Consider the following 19,982-nt stretch of genomic DNA (forward strand, 5'->3'; position numbering starts at 1 on the left):
TTCTCTCATCCCGGCCGAAACATGATATCACGTGATATTCGCAACAAAATACACGATAAAAGGAGTTTCTTACGGTGCAGGAAGAATGGAACCCATTGATGAAAAATCGTTGCATCATCTGGTTAGTCACGGGAATTTGCTTAACGGTCATCTTTCAATTTCCGCTGCAAAGCGTCGCTTCATCCGCAGACAAATACGCCAATTTTGCCGAGCTTGCCGAACATGAAACAGAAGGAGAAGATTATCAAATCGAATATACAGACATGGGCACCGAACTGTTGATTCTTTCGCCGCACGGCGGAGGAATCGAAGGAGGTGTCAGTGAACTTGTCCGCGCCTTCAGCGCCGATTATTCCACTTACTTATTCGAAGGAATCAAACCCTCGCAAAACTGGGATCTTCACATCACAAGCAACAATTTTGATGAACCGCAGGCCGTCAAAGCGGTCAATGAGCACAACTATACGCTGGCTTTTCATGGATATCATGACATCGTTGAACATACGCTTGTGGGGGGAACGGATACCGGAGGGGCGAAAGCGATTGTCAGAGCGCTGCAGACCAAAGGTTTTTCAGCGGAGCTGGTCAGCTCAAGCCACCGGCTTGCAGGGGGAAATCCTGAAAATATCAATAATCAATGCAAAACAGGTCAAAGCATTCAATTGGAAATCAGCACGCCTCAACGAGAGGCTTTTTTTTCGGAGTTCGGCCTGTGGACGCGGGCAAGTTCTAAAAATGAGACGTTCCAAGCGTATGTCTCAGCTGTTAAAGAAGTTTTGGAAACACGGTATAAATAAGATTGTCTATTTGGGTCACATTAAAACTAAAGACATTTAAGAGGGTGAGTATGTTGATCTATATATACAACTGTTACGGCGGTACTCATTCATCTGCGCTTGCCGCCGCTTATCATCTGAAAAAGCTCCCATTCAGCAGAAAACCGACGAAAAATGAAATTTTAAGTACCGACTGTTTTAATCAATTAAGTCCGAAGGAAATGGGGAAATTAATTTTTCACGGTCTTGATGAAGAAGGCCACCAGGTGTACACGATCGGCCGAGGGTCATCAAAAGCGGTTATTCCAGCAATGCTTGGCGTTTTCGAGCTGTTTGAAAAAAACGGAAAACTGCAGGAAAAAGTCATTTTTTCGAACACGTCTCCGACTGTGCCTATTGCGATGACATTCGGCGGTTTATTTTCAAGGAGGCTGAAAATCGATCCGATCGGGGTTCCTTTGCTGGTGCTCGGAGCGCAGCAGGCATACCGAGACATCATCAAACTGGTACAGCAAACAAAAGACCGTTCAAAAACGACTTCTTCGGTGATCGAAGTGCTGGATAACAATTTCATAAAAAAATGAACATCTAAACAGCTTCCGGTATGCTGAGTCTTTCGGCTTCCATGTCGGAAGTGTTTTTTTATTTTCTTGATATAGTAATTGCTTTTTGAAAAGGACATTTTCTAAAAAATTGAATATAAGATAGAGGATATTGTTGAAATAGGACGAATCTATAACCTTAGAATTACTTTTCATAAATTTACTTCTTTGTAAATTTGAAGGGGAGGGATCGGGGATTTCCCTTCCACTTTGCTAGAGAATACTATCTAAAAAGAAGAAACGGGGGGTTAAAAAGACGGCTGCAATCGTTATGAGAAGCAGCGATTTTATATTGGGAAATTCAATCTGCGACACTTTAAATGATAGAAGTGTAGTTTTAAAAATGAAAATCAACGTGATTAGAGACGGAAAATTAGAATGATGTTATTTTTTTAGAATAACGAATGAGCCGTCTGTCTCAATCTAAATTAGGAGGCGCCTATGAAAAAAATGTTTTCTATTTTTCAAAATAAAAATTATGCGCTGCTGTTCTTCGCATCCTTTACCTCACAAATGGGAGGGATCATCGGACTCACTGCCCTCTTGTTTTACCTGCTAGACCGTTTTTCCAATCAGCCTGCATATGCCACAATGACCGAGCTGATGCTGTCATTGCCTACATTGGCTGTATTTTTTCTCGTCGGTGTTTTCGCAGATAAGTTTGACCGGCAGAAAATCGCCAAAAACTGCGACTGGATTTGTATGGGACTATCCATTGTATTACTGCTGTCTCTCTATCTTGAATGGATGCCGTTTACATTTGCCGTTCTTTTTTTAAGAAACGCCGTTAAAAGTTTTTTCACCCCTGCCCAAACTTCTCTTATTCAAGGAATATTATCTGAAAACGAATATTCTCTGGCCGTCGGATTGAATCAAATGGTAGCCAGTTTATTTATGCTGTTCGGAAACGGGCTTGGCGTATTTTGTTATTGGACGCTTGGAGTTGAAGGAGCTGTTATGGTTGATGCAGCCAGCTTCGCACTGAGCGGGCTTTTGATTCAAGCCTGCCGGATCTCCGATGCCGTCCGCATGCCAAATGGAAAACATTCCATTAGACAGTTGAATATCGCTGGTATATGGAAAGATTTCACACTTGGTTTCACTTATATTCTCAACCATAAATTGCTGCTTGCCCTCGTGTCCGGATTCGTCCTTTTCGGAGTTGTCAATGGGGGGCTCTCGGTCATGCAGGTGTTTATACTAAAATACAAGCTTGCACCTGGAAACTATGAAGAGATGTCGATTGTACTCGGCATTGTTTTCGGTGCGGGGTTTTTGGCGGGAAGCATCGCCGCATCTTTGCTTTCTCAAAAATTGAAGCTTTATCAACTTTTGATCCTGGCGCTGATTGTTTGCGGATGTGCCACGATTTCCGGCTCCCTGGTTAAAAGTTTGTGGCTGTATATGGCCTGCTCCTGCTTTATCGCGGTTTCGCTTCCAAGCATCAACGTTGCCATCGGAGGATGGATACCAAACATCGTCAATCCGAAAATGATGGGAAGGGTGCAGGGGTGGATTCACCCGCTTATGATGCTCTCACAGTCGCTAACCCTTCTGTTTATTGCGTGGCTTTACCCGGCATGGATCGCGCTTGAAAGCCTGTATTGGCTAGTCGGGGGAAGCCTGATTGCTGTTGGCGTTTTCTACATGATCATCCTTCCGAAGTTTTTAGCACTGAACCGGACGGCTGACGTATCTGTCGATTAACGGCTTATTCACCAAAAAATATCTGCAACGAAAGGGAATGATAGAAATGAAATTATTTTGCCTGCCTTACGCCGGCGGATCCGAATCCGCATTTTATTCCTGGAAAGGCCATATGCAGCCCGACATTGAGATTTGTCCGATTCAGCTGAAGGGAAGGGGTCGGCGTTTCAATGAGCCTTGTTACGAAAGCCTTGAAGAAGCGGTTCATGACATTTTTGAGCAGGTTCAAGCTGAACGAAAAGGTGACGACTACGCTCTTTTCGGGCACAGTATGGGAAGCCTTTTGGCATATGAACTTTACTATCAAATGAGCGGGGCGGGAGCTGAAAAACCGGTTCACATTTTTTTCTCAGGCTATAAAGCGCCAAACAGGATCAGAAAGAAAGAAAAACTCCATACTTTGTCCAATCCTATTTTTAAGAAAAAAATTGTCGAGCTCGGGGGAACACCTGAGGAGCTCATCAATCATGAAGAGCTATTTGAATTGTTTATCCCCATTCTCAAAAACGACTTCAAAATGGTAGAAAACTATATCTATCAAAAAAGAAACAGCAAAATAGATTGCGACATCACCGTTCTCAACGGAAAAGAAGACGCCATGACCAAGGAAGATGTATCCGATTGGAAACATCATACTTCAGGAAACTTTACAGCCTATTACTTTGACGGGAATCATTTCTTTTTGCACCATCACGTTGAAAAGATCACCGACATCATCAATCATTCACTGACAGCCAGCCGGACGTTTTAACCTACGATTTCGGCGAGATTCAAGACCGGGTCTAATCTCTTATTCCTTCTTCCGCCGCTTCAAAAATTACTTTTATTATAATCGGAACAGTGTTTTTTTAGGTCTTTTGGTCTGGTTGGTGTTTATCTTGTCTCATAAATACATGTTTAAACAATGTAAAATATAAAATATCCAATTCATAAAAAATTAACCATTATTAAACAATATTCCCATGGAAAATAATGATTATTTTTGATAATCTGTTTTCACAAGACGGAGGTTCAATAAAAAATCGGTAAAAGAGCAACTACAGACCAATATTATGGTGAATATTTTATCAAAAAGGAGAATTTTTATATGGTTGCTAAACATTCATTAGAAAATGGGGTATTTCACAAAATGACAGAGAATGAAAAAGAACTGATCCTACATTTTAACAACACAAAAACCGATTATCCAAAAAACAAGACGCTTCATGAGCTTTTTGAAGAACAGGCCATGAAGACGCCTGACCATACGGCTCTTGTGTTCGGTGCTCAGCGCATGACCTACAGAGAGCTGAATGAGAAAGCAAACCAAACCGCGAGACTTCTCAGGGAAAAAGGGATCGGCAAAGGCTCGATTGCCGCGATCATCGCGGACCGCTCCTTTGAAATGATCATCGGCATCATCGGTATTTTAAAAGCGGGAGGTGCGTATCTGCCGATTGACCCTGAAACGCCGAAAGATAGAATGGCCTTCATGCTCAGCGACACGAAAGCCGCGGTGCTGCTAACGCAAGGAAAAGCGGCAGACGGAATCGATTGTGAGGCCGACATCGTTCAGCTGGACAAAGAGGCTTCAGACGGATTCAGTAAAGAACCGCTCAGTTCTGTCAATGATTCCGGCGATACCGCCTATATCATCTACACATCAGGTTCTACAGGAACGCCAAAAGGCGTCGTCACCCCGCACTACAGTGTCATAAGGGTCGTTCAAAATACCAATTATATCGATATCACAGAAGACGACGTGATCCTCCAGCTGTCCAATTATTCGTTTGACGGATCGGTGTTCGACATCTTCGGTGCTTTATTAAACGGAGCGTCGCTGGTCCTGATTGAGAAGGAAGCGTTATTGAACATCAATAGACTTGGAAGCGCTATCAATAAGGAGAAGGTCAGCGTGATGTTCATTACGACGGCATTGTTCAACATGATTGCCGACATTCATGTCGACTGTCTGTCGAATTTGCGAAAAATCCTTTTCGGCGGGGAAAGAGCGTCGATTCCGCATGTGAGAAAAGTGCTGAATCATGTCGGCCGGGATAAATTGATTCATGTTTACGGCCCGACGGAAAGCACGGTGTATGCGACGTATTATTTCATCAACGAGATAGACGATGAAGCGGAAACAATCCCGATTGGCAGCCCGCTGGCGAATACGTCGGTTTTGATCATGGACGAAGCCGGCAAGCTCCTTCCGATTGGGGTTCCCGGAGAGCTGTGCATCGCAGGCGACGGTTTAAGCAAAGGATATTTAAACCAGGAGGAACTGACAGCGGAAAAATTCATCCCGCATCCGTTCATTCCGGGAGAAAGGCTGTACAAGACGGGCGATTTAGCGAAATGGCTGCCTGACGGCAACATCGAATTCATCGGCCGAATCGACCACCAGGTGAAAATCCGCGGTTTCAGGATCGAACTTGGCGAAATCGAAAGCCGGCTGGAGATGCATGAAGACATCAATGAGACGATCGTCATCGTCAGGGAAGACGAAGAAAGCCGCCCGTACATTTGCGCCTATATCACGGCGACTCGCGAGATTTCCCTTGATGAGCTGAAAGGATTTTTAGGTGAAAAGCTTCCGAAATACATGATTCCCGCATATTTTGTCAAATTGGACAAGCTGCCACTCACCAAAAACGGGAAAGTCGACAGAAAAGCTCTGCCGGAGCCAGACAGAACGGCGGGGGCGGAAAGCGAATATGAAGCGCCGCAAAATGAAACGGAAGAAAAATTAGCTGCCATTTGGTGCGATGTTTTGCATATTGAAAAAGCAGGCATTCATGATCATTTTGCACAAATGGGCGGACATTCATTGCATGCGATGGAGCTCATCGCAAAAATAAAGGAAAAAATGAATGTTGAAATTCCGCTGCATCAGCTATTTAAGCTTGCGACCATAAAGGAATTGAGCGCTTTTATCGAAGCTAATCAACAAGAAGACAAGGGAGACGGCTTCGTGACAAGGGCTGCCGATCCGGAAAATATCCATGAAACATTCCCGCTTACAGGCATTCAGCTGGCTTATTTGGTTGGCAGGGATGAGACGTTCGAAATCGGCGGAGTCGCTACGAATTTAACTGTCGAATTTGAAGCTGATGTCGATTTGAATCGATTTCAGCTGACACTGCAAAAACTGATTGACAGGCATCCGATTCTCCGCACGATCGTATTTGAAAACGGAACGCAAAAAATTCTCGAAGCAACACAACGTTATACGATCGAAACTCAGGATTTAAGAGGTTTCACAGAAGAAGAAATCAACGCCAGAATTTTAGAACAGCGGGAGAAGATGACATCAAAAATCATTGATCCAAGTGTATGGCCTTTGTTTGAACTCAAAACGTTTATGCTGCCTGGAGAGAAAAAATATTTTTTCCTCAATGTGGACCCGCTCATTTGCGATGACAGCAGTATGAAACGATTAATCAGAGAGTTTAAACAACTATATGAAAACCCCGGCCTCCAACTGCCTTCACTAGAATACAGCTTCAGAGATTATGTTTTGGCCTCAATCGATTTTAAGCAAACAAGCAGATATCAAAAAGATCAACAATATTGGCTGGATAAACTGGATCATTTTCCAAGTGCGCCTGAGCTGCCTCTTAAATCTGATCCAGCCCATGTATCGAAACCTTCGTTCAAGAAGTTTTCAACGTTTTTGGATGGACATACATGGAATGAATTAAAAAAGAAAGCCCGGCATCATCATCTCACGCCGACTTCCGTCCTTTGTGCTGCATATGCCTATATACTAGCTTATTGGAGCCGGCAAAATCATTTTGCTATTAATTTAACCGTATTTAACAGAATCCCGTTTCATCCGGATGTCAAGAACATGATCGGAGATTTTACCTCTTTAATGCTGCTGGATATCCATGCCGAAGAAAACATGAGCTCTTTCTGGAGATTTGCTTTAAATGTTCAGGACACGCTTTTGGAAGCACTGGAACACAGACATTATGACGGGGTTGATGTGATCAGAAACATCGCCAAAAAGAATGGCATGAATAAAAAAGCGGTCATGCCGATCGTATTCACAAGCGTGCTGAGTGAAAATCCCGACGACTCATTTGACAGTCTTGTCGATTTTGACAACATTCATTTCTTTAGCACGAGAACGTCGCAAGTATATATTGACAACCAAGTTTATGAAATAAACGGCGGCCTTTATATTACATGGGACTATGTGGAGCAAATTTTTGAACATGAAGTAATTGAATCGATGTTTGACCAGTATATCGCTGTCATCCAGAAAGCCGTATCTGGCGAGGACGTTTCAACCATCCAAATGAATGAAAAAAGCCGCCAAATGATCAGCGCCTATAATGACACAGACCAATCTTTCGATACCAAGCCCTTGCACGAATTGTTTACCGGCCAGGTTAAAGATGGACCTGACAGAATGGCCCTCAAGCATCATGATGAGGTGATGACCTATCAGGAGCTTGACGAAAAATCCAACCAGGTCGCAAGATTTCTCATTGGAAAAGGGGTTGAAAAGGGCGACTATATCGGTGTCATCGGCAAAAGAAGTCTGGGGACGATTGTCAATTTATTGGCTGTATTGAAGACTGGAGCAGCTTATATCCCTCTCGATCCGGATTATCCGGAAGAAAGAAAGGCGTATATCCAATCAAAAAGCAACTGCAAATTCTTCATCAGCCATGACGTGTATGACAAAGAACATATCGAGCGCTTCTCAAAAGCGCCGGTTGACCGAAAAGTCGATTTGGATGACATGGCATATGTCATCTTTACGTCAGGAAGCACAGGCAAGCCAAAAGGCGTTCAGATTACGCATGGTGCCGCAGCGAATACCATTCTCGATATCAATGAAAAATTCAACGTCACAGAACAAGATAACATAATGGGCATTTCCTCATTGTGCTTTGATTTATCTGTGTATGACGTGTTTGGCGCTTTAAGCAGCGGGGCCTCACTTGTCATCATTGATGACCAAAGGGATGTATTCAGTCTGAAAGAGACAGTCGAAAAAGAACGGATTACGATTTGGAATTCTGTTCCGGCGATTATGGGAATGACGGCTGATTTATACAAGGAAAGCGAGCTCAATCATCATCTCAGACTCGTCCTGCTAAGCGGAGACTGGATACCGCTTCAGCTGCCTGAAACAATCAGAAAGACGTTTAAAAACGCAGAAGTAATTAGCTTGGGAGGCGCAACAGAAGGGTCCATCTGGTCGATCTACTATCCGATTCAAAAAGTAGAGGAAGACTGGAAAAGCATTCCTTATGGAAAACCGCTGGCCAATCAAAAAATATACGTATTGAACCAGAATAAGCAATTATGCCCCGTCGGTGTCGAAGGAGAGCTGTACATAGGCGGAGCTGGGGTAGCAAGCGGGTATATTCATGATCAAGAAAAAACGGATCATTCATTTATCCAGCATCAGGAATTAGGTTACATCTATAAAACGGGTGACTATGGCGTCTTGAAAGAGGACGGTTATGTAGAGTTTCTCGGAAGAAAAGACAGCCAGGTGAAGATCAGAGGCTACAGAGTGGAAATGGGGGAAATTGAAAACACCCTCTTAAACCATCGCGAGATCACGAAGGCATCGGTTATTGATTATACAAGCCCGGACGGAATCAAAAACTTATACGCTTTTGTTGTAGCCGAGAACGCGATCAGCCAATTAGATGTAAAGGAATTTTTGCAAAAAACGCTGCCTGACTATATGATTCCTGCGAAATTCGTGCAAATTGAGGAAATCCCGTTAACTGTAAACGGAAAAGTCGATAAGCGCACGCTCCATGACTTGGCTGAACAACATACCGCAGATGAAGGTCAACGAGGCGGACCGATGCTGCCGGAGAATGAAACACAAGCCATGCTTCTGGAGATTTGGAAAGATATATTTGGCCTGGACAGCATCAATCTTGATGTCAGCTATTATGAAATCGGCGGAGATTCACTCAAAGCGATATCCATCATCACGGAAATCAACAAACGAATGAATGTTGAGATGCCGATCAGCGAAATCTTTAAAAATGATACAATCATCGCTTTGGACCACTATTTGAAAAACAGAGAAGAAAGCGATATGGAACATCCGATTCAAAAGGCTCGCGAAAAAGAGTATTATCCGACATCCCCTGCCCAACAAAGAATGTATATGCTGTCGATGCTGGAAAATGAAAGGGGAGCTTACCATATTCCGATGGCCCTTCTTGTCGAAGGCCGGATCAACGCCATACAGCTCGAAAACGCATTGAAGACATTTTTGCAAAGACATGAAATATTGCGAACCGGGTTTGAAATCCAAAACAATGAACTCATCCAAAAAATTTATGAGAATGTCGACTTCCGCCTGGAATACGAGTGCTTAGACGCTTCGATTACAGATCAGCGTGCTTTAATGGAGATTACAAGCACGTACTGTAAAGAATCTATCAAGCCCTTTGATTTAAGCCGGCCGCCTCTTATGAGGGCCAAGCTGATCAAAATCGACGATATGAGGCATATACTGGTCATAAATTTCCACCACATCATCAGTGACGGGGTTTCTCAAGGCATCCTGATGAATGAAATATTGGAACTTTACAGCAATGTGCCATTGCCGGAAGTAAATGTGCAATATAAAGATTATGTGGAATGGAATCATACATTTAATCAATCAGACGCGATGAAAAAGCAGGAAGCCTATTGGCTTGACGTTTATCGCGATATACCGTCAAAGCTGGACTTTCCTTATGACTATAAACGTCATCATATTGACACGTTTGAAGGAAGCAGCGTGTTTTTGGACATGGAGCGGGAAATGTCAGATCATATAAGGAAGCTGGCGAAACATACCGGAACAACTCTTTATACGGTGATGCTGAGCGCATATTATGTGCTTTTAAATAAATATACAAATCAAACAGATATCGTTGTCGGAACCGCTGCTGCGGGAAGGCTGCATCCTGATCTGCAAGATGTATTCGGCGTTTTTGTTAATACACTTGCTTTGCGGAACGAGGTTGATACTTCCAACAGTTTTAAAGAATTTTTGCAGCAGACGAAAGAGCGTACGATAGCGGCCTTTGACAATTCCGAGTATCCGTTTGATGATTTGATCCGCAAACTCAATGGTGTACGGGAGTCTAACCGCAATCCTTTATTCGATACAATGTTTGTTCTGGAAGATGCCAGGATGTTTACCAAACAGAAAGGCGATGTCAAGCTAAGTCCGATCATCTTTGAACTGGACAATGCAAAATTTGACATGATCTTTAATGTGTTGGATTTTGAAGAAAAGATCGTATTGAACATTGAATATTCGACAAGTCTTTTCAAGGAAGAGACGATTCAAAAGATAGCGGAAGATTATTTCAGGATTTTAGAGGAAGTTTCAGAAAACCTTGATGTTGCTTTACATCAAATCGACATGATATCCCGTCAAGAAAAACGGATACTTTTAGAGTCCTGTAACGATACAAAGACGGCATATCCAAAAGGAAAAGCAATCCACCAGCTGTTTGAGGAACAGGCAAAACGAATACCAGATCACACTGCAGTTGTTTTTGAAAATCAAAAACTGACGTACCGACAGTTGAATGAAAAAGCAAATCAAGCGGCAAGGCTGTTGCGAGAAAAAGGTGTCAAGCCGGATACGTTTGTCGGGATCATGATGGAGCGTTCGTCCGATATGATCGCAGCGATTCTCGGTGTGCTGAAAGCAGGCGGCGCCTATTTACCGATTGATCCTGAGTATCCTCTGGAGCGTATGAAATACATGGCTTTTGACAGTGAAGTCAAAGTCATCATCTCTGACGTTCCGCTTGCCGAGGAGCTTACGGCGGAATCGATCGAGTTGATTCATATGGATGATGAGAGGATTGCCAGGCAGGATCGGTCAGACATTGACAATGTCAATCAAAGCGGCGACCTTGCATATGTCATCTATACGTCGGGTTCAACGGGAAAGCCAAAAGGCGTGATGATCGAACATCAATCATTGATCAACTTGTGCAGCTGGCATCAATCCTGTTTTGAAGTCGGACAAAACGACAACAGCTCGATTTATGCGAGCATCAGTTTCGACGCTTTTGTCTGGGAGCTGTTCCCTTATATAACAGCGGGAGCCACCGTTCATGTCCTCAATCAGGAGACAAGGCTGGATATTGAAAAGCTGAACCGGTATTTTCATGATCATCATATTACGATCAGCTTTTTGCCGACACCAGTCTGCGAACAATTTACAGCGCTTGACAATCATTCGTTAAGAACGCTGTTAACGGGCGGAGATAAATTAAACGTCTTTAAAGAAAAAAGCTATCAAATCGTTAACAATTACGGACCGACGGAGAATACAGTCGTCGCTACAAGTTTTCCAATAGACAAATCGCATCAAAATATTCCAATCGGAAAACCGATCGATAACGTCAAAGTGTATATATTGAACAAAGACCTGCAGCTTTGTCCGCTCGGAGCCAGCGGCGAGCTCTGCATCGCCGGGGAAGGGCTGGCCCGAGGGTATGTCAACAGACCGGAATTGACTCGGGAAAAATTCATCGAAAATCCGTTTGTACCTGGGGAAAGAATGTACCGTACAGGTGATCTTGCCAAAATGCTGCCGGATGGAAACATTCAGTTTTTGGGACGGATTGACCAGCAGGTTAAGATTCGCGGCTATCGGATCGAACCCGGCGAGATCGAGAACCGGCTGCTTAAATATGAAAAGATTGAAGAAGCGGCGGTCATCGCAAGAGAAGACGGAGATCATGACCCGTATCTTTGCGCATATGTAACGGTTAAAAAGGAAGTTGAACCGGAGAAGATCAGAACGTTTTTAAAGAAAAGCCTTCCGGATTATATGATTCCCCAGCACTTTGTCCAGCTTGATGGGCTGCCGCTTACCGTGAATGGAAAAGTGGATAAGAAAAGCCTTCCGGTTCCTGAACGGAGCGTCACAATGGATCGCCGCTATGAAGCGCCGCGGGATCAGATGGAAGAAAAACTTGTTTCCATATGGGAAGAGGCTTTAGGGATCAATAAAATTGGGATCAACAGCCATTTCTTTGAAGCCGGCGGGCATTCGCTTAAAGCCGCCGCTTTAGTATCAACCATTCATAAAGAACTGAATGTCAAGCTGCCTTTAAGACAAATATTCGAAACCCCGACGATTAAAGGGCTGAGGGAATTTATCGGTGCGGCGAAGGAAAGTGTTTTTACATCGATAGGAAAAACGGAAGAAAAACTATATTACCGATTGTCTTCAGCGCAAAAAAGGCTCTATATCCTTTCTCAAGCAGGCAGTCATGTTGCATATAACATGCCTTTTGCCATGACGCTCGAAGGCGATTTTGATATCCGCCGATTTGAGAATACATTAAAAAACATGGTCAAAAGACATGAATCATTTCGAACTTCATTTGTCATGATCGACGGTGAGGTGATGCAGCAGATTGAAAACGAGATCGATTTTCAAGTCGCATACAGTGACATCGGCAAAGAAAGCGCCGAAGAAAAAATCAAAAGCTTCATCAGGCCGTTTCATTTGGAAAAAGCACCGCTTTTAAGGGCGGAGGTCGTCAAAGTGAATGAACGTGAGCACTTGCTGATGTTCGATATGCACCATATCATTTCCGATGGCGTGTCCACCGACATCTTCGTTCAAGAGCTGGGAGCGCTGTATGAAGGGAAATCACTGGAGCCGTTCGATATTCAATATAAAGATTACGCACAATGGGAAAATAGCCATGCCCGCAGCGATGAGCTGAAAAGACAGGAAGCATACTGGCTGAAGACGTATAAAGGCGATATCCCGGTCCTTGATCTCCCGACAGATCATAAAAGGCCGCTGACGAAAAGCTCTGAAGGTGACACCGTCACTGCAGCAATCGAAAGTGAAACATTCCGCAAGCTTCAGCATATGGCGAAAGAAAACGGCGTTACGATGTACATGCTTCTGTTGGCCGGTTATACAGCACTGCTTTCCAAATATACAGGTCAGGAAGATATCATCGTCGGGACCCCGGCTGCAGGGAGAAATCATGAGGATATTCAACATCTCATCGGCATGTTTGTCAATACCTTGGCGATCAGAAACCATCCGGAAGGGAAAAAGACGTTCAGACATTATTTGCAAGAGGTAAAAGAAAACACGCTTCAAGCTTATGAAAACCAGGATTATCCGTTTGAAGAGCTTGTCGAAAAAGTAAACATCAAACGCGACATGGCCCGAAACCCGCTCTTTGATACGATGCTCGTGTACCATAACACAGACGTAAAGCCGTTTGAAGCAAAAGGGCTGAGAAGCAGGCTGGTGGAGATCAAGCGCGGCATTTCCAAGTTTGACATCACAGTGACTGCGAGTGAAGCGGCAGACGGATTAAGATTGGAAGTTGAGTATTCAACGACGCTATTCAACAAGGAAAGAATGGAAAGACTATCTGAACACCTGATCAGCCTGTTGGAACAAGCGGCGGATCATCCGGACGTTGCCATCAATCAGATAGATGTCCTGACAAAGGATGAAAGACATCGGGTTCTGTATGATTTTAACCGAACAGACGGTGTGTTCTGCAAAGAGATGACGATACCGGAACTGTTTGAAAAGCAGGCGGAAAAAACGCCTGATTATCCGGCGGTTGCCTTCGGGGATGAAACGATTTCTTACAGGGAGCTGAATGAAAGGGCGAACAGCCTGGCTTTCACCTTGCGTCAAAAAGGAGTAGGCCCTGATGTGATAGCAGGGATTCTCACAGAACGGTCAATCGAAATGATCGTCGGTATGATGGGTATTTTGAAAGCTGGCGGCGCCTATCTGCCAATCGATCCGGCGTATCCGCAGGAAAGAATAAGCTACATGTTAAAAGACAGCGATGTCAGCGTATTATGCGCGGCAGGCAATGTGGACCCGGTTGAAGCATATGCCGGAGACATCATCCGGATTGAGCAAACCGGGCAAAATGACCACGTGGAAAACCTTAAACATGACATCAAGCCGCAGCATTTGGCATATGTCATCTATACATCAGGATCCACTGGAAAACCGAAAGGCGTCATGATCGAGCATCACAGTGTGAACAATCTTGTTCATGGATTAAATGAAAGAATTTATCAGCATCTCGATTCCCATTTAAATGTAGCACTGGTTGCACCTTATATATTTGATGCCTCTGTCAAACAAATATTCGCAGCGCTTCTCTTCGGGCATACACTTTGCATCGTCCCGCGCGAGACAGCCTGGGACGCCATGAGTTTAATTGAGTACTATTCGCAAAACAACATCCATGTATCTGACATGACGCCTGCTCATTTAAACATGCTGGCTTATTTGGACAAATCGGAGCACGAATTCGATCTGAAGGAATTGATTGTCGGCGGAGATGCATTAACACCTGATGTCATAGGCGGCCTATTTCATAAATTCCCGAATCTGTCATGCAACATCACGAATGTATACGGTCCGACAGAGTGCTGTGTGGATGCTGCTTCATACAAAATAGAATATGGAAAAGTGCCGCAAACACCGTCCATTCCGATCGGCAGACCGCTTCTCAATACAAGCATCTATATTGTGGACAAAGAACTCCGCCCTCTGCCGGTCGGGATTGCCGGAGAACTATGCATAGCAGGTGAAGGGGTTGCCAGGGGGTATGTAAACAGACCTGAGCTTACGGCGGAAAAGTTTGTCGACCATCCGTTTGAGCCAGGCAAAAAAATGTACAAAACCGGAGATTTGGCGATGTGGCTTCCGGATGGACAGATTGAGTTTTTAGGACGGGCCGATCATCAAGTGAAAATCCGCGGCTATCGCATAGAGCTCGGCGAAGTGGAACAGCAGCTCTTGACACATGAGAAAATCAAAGAAGCGGCGGTGATCGCCGAAAAGGATCAAAACGGCAACAGCTATTTATGCGCCTATATCGCCTCTGACAAGGAATTGCCTGCAGCTGATGTACGACAATTTCTTGAAAGGGAAATGCCTGATTATATGATTCCGTCCTATTTTGTGAAGCTTGACCGGCTCCCGCGCACCCCAAGCGGTAAAGTGGACAGAAGCGCACTGCCTGAGGCGGACGGCAATTCAATAGAAGGAACTCGGTACGAGCCGCCCCGCAATGAAATCGAACGAAAACTCGTGCAAGTCTGGAGAGAGATTCTCGGTGCCGAGGACATCGGGATCAGCCACCATTTCTTTGCGGCAGGGGGAGACTCGATCAAGGCGCTCCAGATCGTATCCAGGCTGGCAAAAATGAACCTGAAACTTGAGATGAAGGCGCTGTTCGCCAATCCGAAAATAAAAGATCTCAGCCGATTGATCACAGAAGAAACAAGACATCGCAAACATAACAAACCCGTTACAGGTGAGACGGAACTGCTTCCTATCCAAAAGAGATATTTTACGAACAACAAAGAGGAGCTTGACCATTTCAACCAGTCATTTATGCTCTTTAGAAAAGACGGCTATGACGAAAACTTCGTCAGAACAGCCTTCAATAAAATACTGGAGCAGCATGACGCGTTAAGGATGATCTATGAAGAAAAAGGTGGGGACTTCATTCAATACAACAGAGGCTATCGTGAAAACTTGTTCGACCTGGATGTTTATGATGTAAGAAGCCTTGGCAATCAAGCGGAAAAGGTGTTCGAGCTGGCGACAGGCATTCAAAAAAGATCATCGATTAGAAAAGGAAAACTCGTTCATCTCGGCATCTTCCGGGCTGATGAGGGCGATCACCTGCTCATTGCGATCCATCATCTTGTCGTTGACGGCGTATCGTGGAGAATTTTGTTCGAGGATTTTGAAACATTGTACCTTCAGGCATTGAAAGGCGAACCTCTCGACATCGGATATAAAACGGATTCATACCAAGAGTTCGCCCGACAATTGAAGAAGTATGCCCAAAGCCGCAGGCTGTTAAAGGAAAGGGAGTATTGGCAAAAGGCTCTGGCAGCTGATGTTCCATTCATTCCTGCTGAAAAGCTTGAGCGAGACACGTTTGAACACAGCACCACTTTGAGCATCAGAATCGGCCCAGACGTGACAGCGAAACTTTTGCGAAACGCAAACAAAGCCTACAACACGGAAATCAACGATCTTTTGCTGACGGCATTAATCGCCGCAGTCAGGGATATCACCGGAGAAAACAAATTGAAGGTCATGATGGAAGGGCACGGCAGGGAGGATATCTTAGACGGTGTTGACATCACGAGAACGATCGGCTGGTTTACGACGGTTTATCCGGTCTTTATCGATTTGGGAGAAGAAAAAGAAATATCGCAAAATATCAAAATGGTCAAAGAAACGTTGAGAAAAATACCGAATAAAGGGATCGGCTACGGTGTTTTAAAATACATGACAGAAGAGCTTCAGAAAATACAAACACAGGCTCCGCTTTCTTTTAACTATTTTGGAGAAATGAAAAATGACATGAATAGAAAAGTATTTTCCCAGTCGCCATTTTCACCGGGAGAAAGCATCGGCGGAAAAATCGTAAGACACTGCGCCATCGACATGAATGCGATCTCTTTAAACGGCGAATTGACAATCTATACGACGTTCAACCAGGACCAATACCAAACAAACACAATCGAACAACTCAATCAATCATTCAAAGAAAACCTGGAAAAGATCGTCGATCATTGCGTTGATAAAGAAGGATCGGACATGACGCCTTCCGATTATGGCGATGTCTCGCTTAGTCTTGAAGAGCTGGAGCGAATTAAAGATAAGTACAGCGCTTTTCAAATCGAAAAGATCTATCCGCTGGCCAACATGCAAAAAGGAATGCTATTTCATAACGCTATGGATCAGACATCAGGGGCATACCTCCAGCAAATGGTCATCGAATTAAAAGGACGTGTCCATCCGGACATTTTAGAAGAAAGCTTTCACGAGATCGTGAAAAGGCATGAAATCTTAAGGGCGTCTTTTGAATATGAAATCACAGCCGAACCGAGACAAATCATAGCTAGAGAACGGAAAACGCCTTTCACATCAATAGATCTGACAGGAGAAAATCGGACCCGCCAGCATAGGTTCATAGAAACATATTTAAAAGAAGATCAAGAAAAAGGCTTTGATCTGAGCAGTGAAGCCCTCATGAGGATTTGTTTGATCAAAATGAATGATGAATCGTATCGGCTGATTTGGAGTCATCACCACATCCTGCTGGACGGCTGGTGTCTGGGTATTGTTATGAGCGAGCTGTTCAGCCTATATGGAAAAATAATGAAAGATGAATCCCGCCAATTAAAAGAGCCAAAGCCATATGGAGACTATATCAAATGGCTGGAAAAACAAGATCAAGAAGAAGCTGCGGCATACTGGAAGGAATATCTGAAAGGGTATGAGACGCGGGCGGAACTTCCGGTGTTCAATCGCAGCGCAACGTCAGAAGAATATGGCGGCAAAGAAAAAGTCATATCGTTTTCAAAAGAACTGACAGCAAAAATCGCACGGATCGCCAAGACGCATCATGTCACCATCAATACGGTTCTTCAAGGAATTTGGGGCTTGATTCTCGCCAAATACAACAATACCGATGAAGTTGTATTCGGAACCGTCGTTTCGGGACGGGAGGCTCCAGTTGACGGCATCGAAGAGATGGTCGGCTTGTTTATTCATACAATACCGACCCGGATCAGCTTTGAAGGCGCGAGAAGCTTTAAAGAGGTGTTAAAGAAAACACAAGCCGAGACTATCGAAAGCAATCGATACAGCTATATGAATTTATCGGAAATTCAGGATCTGAGTGAAATGAAAAGAGAGCTGATCACTCATGTCATGGCCTTTCAAAATTATGCGTTTGATGAAGAGCTGTTCAGAAGCCAATCCGGGGAAACCGGTTTTGAACTGGAAGGTGTTCATGGAAAAGAGCGGACCAACTATGATTTTAATCTGACCGGCGTTTTAGAAGATGAGCAGCTGAAGCTCAAATTGACATTTAACGAAAATGTGTATGACAACACCATCATCGAAACATTAGAAAAGCATATCATCACCGTCGCAGAACAAGTGGCGGAAGATGAGACACAAACATTACGAGACATCAACCTTGTGTCAAAAGAAGAACAACACAGGATTTTACACACATTCAACGATACAAAAACGGATTACCCGAAAGACAAGCCGCTTCATGAGCTTTTTGAGGAACAGGCCATGAAGACGCCTGACCATACGGCTCTTGTGTTCGGTGCTCAGCGCATGACCTACAGAGAGCTGAATGAGAAAGCAAACCAAACCGCGAGACTCCTCAGAGAAAAAGGGATCGGTAGAGGCTCGATTGCCGCGCTCATCGCGGACCGCTCCTTTGAAATGATCATTGGCATCATCGGGATTTTAAAAGCGGGAGGCACGTATTTGCCGATCGATCCTGAAACGCCTAGGGACAGAATCGATTATATGTTGAAAAATAGCGGTGCGGCATTGTTAGTAACAACAGATTCGCTTCTTCAACCTTTTGATATCAAAACCGTTGATTTGTGTTCGGGCGAGTTGCACTTACTAAGCGAAGAGAATCTTCCGCGTGTGAATCGCTCAAGCGATACAGCGTACATCGTCTACACGTCCGGCTCAACCGGAACGCCAAAAGGAGTGGTCATCCAGCATTACAGTGCGGTAAGAGTCGTTAAAAATACCAATTATATCGACATCACAGAAGATGACGCCATCCTCCAGCTGTCCAACTATTCGTTTGACGGATCGGTGTTCGACATCTTCGGAGCGCTCTTAAACGGAGCCTCACTCGTCCTGATCGAAAAAGAGACGGTCTTGGATACACATGAGCTGGCCGAAGTGATAAAAAAAGAACAAGTAAGTGTGATGTTCATTACGACGGCGCTGTTCAATACGCTCGCCGACATCAATATCGGCTCCCTTGCCAAGCTGCGGAAAATCCTCTTCGGCGGGGAAAGAGCGTCGATTCCGCATGTGAGAAAAGTGCTGGATCATGTCGGCCGGGATAAATTGATTCATGTTTACGGCCCAACGGAAAGCACGGTATATGCGACATATTATTTCATCAACGAGATAGACGATGAGGCGGAAACGATTCCGATCGGCAGCCCGCTGGCGAATACGTCAGTCTTGATCATGGATGAAGCCGGCAAGCTCCTGCCGATTGGGGTTCCCGGAGAGCTGTGCATCGCAGGAGATGGTTTAAGCAAAGGATATTTAAACCGCGAGGAACTGACGGCGGAAAAATTCATCCCGCATCCGTTTATGCCGGGAGAAAGATTGTACAAGACGGGCGATTTAGCGAAATGGCTACCTGACGGCAACATCGAATTCATCGGCCGGATCGACCATCAGGTGAAAATCCGCGGCTTCAGGATCGAACTCGGCGAAATCGAAAGCCGGCTGGAGCTGCATGAAGACATCAATGAGACGATCGTCATCGTCAGGGAAGACGAAGAGAGCCGCCCGTACATTTGCGCCTATATTACGGCAAATCGCGAGATTTCCCTTGATGAGCTGAAAGGATTTTTAGGTGAAAAGCTTCCGGATTACATGATCCCCGCCTATTTTGTGAAAATGGACAAGCTGCCGCTCACCAAAAACGGGAAAGTCGACAGAAAAGCCCTGCCTGAGCCGGACGGAAGCGCAGGAACTGAAGCAGAGTACGAAGCGCCAAGAAACTATGTTGAACAGCGCATCATTTCCATCTTGGAGGACGTACTCGGAACAGAGCGGATGGGTATTTCCTGCCATTTCTTCGACAAGGGGGGGAATTCGCTGAAAGCGATGCAAGCTGTCCATTCCATTAACAAAACGTTTGGCATTGATATGAGGATCAGCACGTTCTTTAAACATCCGACTGCCAAATCATTAGCGCGTTTTGTATTAACCGCTGAAGCCGAATCGGCTGTTAGTGAGGAGTACGCGGAAGAGGAAGTGTGATGGAATTGCACTGTACAATCTATCATTTGAAATGATAGATTGTAC

Annotated in this window: 5 protein-coding genes; all 5 read left to right on the forward strand. The window is 44.5% G+C overall.

What is annotated here, in order from left to right; genetic code table 11:
- Positions 1-74 precede the first annotated feature (74 nt).
- Positions 75-797 carry a poly-gamma-glutamate hydrolase family protein gene (locus MST20_RS15570; protein ID WP_243943265.1) on the forward strand — a complete coding sequence of 241 codons (723 nt, stop codon included), beginning with the start codon at positions 75-77 and terminating at the stop codon, positions 795-797.
- A 53-nt stretch (positions 798-850) separates the two neighbouring features.
- The gene (locus tag MST20_RS15575) at positions 851-1,360 is read left to right on the forward strand and encodes a DUF3189 family protein (RefSeq protein ID WP_243943438.1); all 510 of its coding nucleotides are present in this window, start codon (positions 851-853) and stop codon (positions 1,358-1,360) included.
- Positions 1,361-1,819: 459 nt separating this feature from the next.
- Complete coding sequence (locus tag MST20_RS15580; protein WP_243943267.1) at positions 1,820-3,085, forward strand: MFS transporter; 1,266 nt, start codon at positions 1,820-1,822, stop codon at positions 3,083-3,085.
- A 46-nt stretch (positions 3,086-3,131) separates the two neighbouring features.
- A complete protein-coding gene (locus tag MST20_RS15585; RefSeq protein ID WP_243943269.1) occupies positions 3,132-3,836 on the forward strand; it encodes a thioesterase II family protein in 705 nt (234 codons plus the stop codon).
- Positions 3,837-4,172: 336 nt separating this feature from the next.
- Entirely contained in the window at positions 4,173-19,937 is a 15,765-nt protein-coding gene (gene bacA / locus MST20_RS15590) for a bacitracin non-ribosomal peptide synthetase BacA (RefSeq protein ID WP_243943271.1), read from the forward strand.
- The last annotated feature ends 45 nt before the right edge of the window (positions 19,938-19,982 follow it).

Source organism: Bacillus sp. B19-2 (assembly GCF_022832475.1).
GTDB classification, from domain to species: Bacteria; Bacillota; Bacilli; order Bacillales; family Bacillaceae; genus Bacillus; species Bacillus paralicheniformis.